Source organism: Microbacterium sp. ISL-103 (assembly GCF_018613995.1).
GTDB lineage: Bacteria > Actinomycetota > Actinomycetes > Actinomycetales > Microbacteriaceae > Microbacterium.
The window spans coordinates 1-1,785 of record NZ_JAGGPD010000479.1; the positions used below are offsets into that span (position 1 = coordinate 1).

A 1,785-nucleotide genomic window follows, 5' to 3' on the forward strand; every position below is an offset into this window, starting at 1 on the left:
GCTCGTGTGTGCTGATGGTCAAGAAGGTCGTCGGGCAGGAGCTCACCAAACTCGGTCAGACCGTGTCGAACGCGCTGTGCGAGCACTTCGACATGTCGCGCCGACAGCTGTTCGACGCGGTGCGGGTGGCGCAGCTGACCACCTTCAGCGGGATCGTCGAGCGGTTCGGCCGGGGCCGGGGCTGCGATATCTGCAAGCCCGCGATCGCCAGCATCCTCTCTGTGCTGGTGGGGTCGCACGTGCTCGACGGCGAGAATGCGACCCTGCAGGACACCAACGCCCACGTCATGGCCAACATGCAGAAGTACGGCACGTACTCGGTGGTGCCCCGCATGCCGGGAGGAGAGGTGACTCCCGAGGGGCTGCGCGCGATCGGGCAGGGCGCGAAGGACTTCGCGCTCTACACGAAGATCACCGGTGGGCAGCGCATCGACATGTTCGGCGCTCGCCTCGAGCAGCTGCCGCAGATCTGGCAGCGCCTGGTGGACGCGGGATTCGAGTCCGGGCAGGCGTACGGCAAGTCGTTGCGCACGGTGAAGTCGTGCGTCGGCTCGACGTGGTGTCGCTACGGCGTGCTCGACGCGGTCGGCATGGCCGTCACCCTCGAGCTGCGGTATCGGGGGCTTCGAGCACCTCACAAGCTCAAGCTCGGTGTGTCGGGCTGCGCCCGGGAGTGCGCCGAGGCGCGGGGCAAGGACGTCGGGGTCATCGCGACCGAGACCGGGTGGAACATGTATGTCGGGGGCAACGGCGGGTTCTCTCCGCGGCACGCGCAGCTGCTCGCTTCGGACCTCGACGACGACGGGCTGATCCGGGCGATCGACAGGTTCTTCATGTACTACATCCGCACCGCCGATCGGCTGCAGCGCACGGCGCCGTGGTGCGAGGAGCTCGAGGGCGGACTCGACGGCCTCCGGAGCGTGATCTTCGACGACAGCCTCGGCATCTGCGCCGACCTCGACGAGGCCATGGCGCAGCACGTCGACCGGTACGAAGACGAATGGGCCGCGACCCTTCGCGACCCGGAGAAGCTCGAGCGGTTCCGCTCGTTCGTCAACGCCGCGGACACCCCCGACCCCTCGCTCGCCTACGTCTCGGAGCGGGGCCAGATCCGTCCGGCGACCGCCGAGGAGCGTCGGAGCGGCGGCGTGCTGATCGCGGGCACCGCACTGGAGGTACGACGATGAGCATCGCTGCGCAGACGGATCTCGGTGTGCGGGTCTGCACCGTCGGCGACCTCGAGGTCGAGCGGGGGAGAGCCGCCCTGATCGACGGCGACCAGGTGGCGCTGTTCCTGCTTCCCGACGGCACGGTGCATGCGGTCGACAATCTCGACCCGTACAGCGGGGCGCACGTCATCTCCCGCGGCATCGTCGGCTCGAAGGGCGAAGCGCCCACCGTCGCATCGCCCCTGCACAAGCAGGTCTTCGACCTTCGCACAGGCGAGTGCCTCGAGACGCAGGGGAAAGGACCCGCGGCACTGCGGGTCTGGGCCGTCTCCGTCGTCGACGGGGCCGTGTTCGTCGGCTCGCCGGCGGAGGCGATGTCATGAGGCGCGCCCTGGTCGGCAGAGTCGACCTGATCGGCGGTGGACCCGGCCCCGCGGACCTCCTCACGATCCGTGCCTACAGACTGCTGATGGCGGCCGATGTCGTGGTGGCCGACAGGCTCGGCCCGTTCGAGGAACTCCGCCGCGAGCTGCCCCCGCACGTCGAGGTCGTCGCCGTCGGGAAGCAGCCGGGCAACCACCCTGTTCCTCAGCACGAGATCCACCGGCCCACCGTC

At 69.1% G+C, this 1,785-nt stretch carries 2 protein-coding genes and 1 pseudogene; all 3 read left to right on the plus strand.

Annotated features, from left to right (window positions below; translation table 11 throughout):
• A pseudogene (locus J7E68_RS16255) lies at positions 1-1,187 on the plus strand ((2Fe-2S)-binding protein); the annotation flags it as partial.
• Entirely contained in the window at positions 1,184-1,552 is a 369-nt protein-coding gene (gene nirD / locus J7E68_RS16260) for a nitrite reductase small subunit NirD (protein ID WP_215174349.1), read from the plus strand. The pseudogene J7E68_RS16255 and the gene nirD, both read left to right, overlap by 4 nt.
• A partial coding sequence (locus J7E68_RS16265; protein ID WP_251049077.1) for an SAM-dependent methyltransferase occupies positions 1,549-1,785 on the plus strand: 237 nt, incomplete at its 3' end. The genes nirD and J7E68_RS16265, both read left to right, overlap by 4 nt.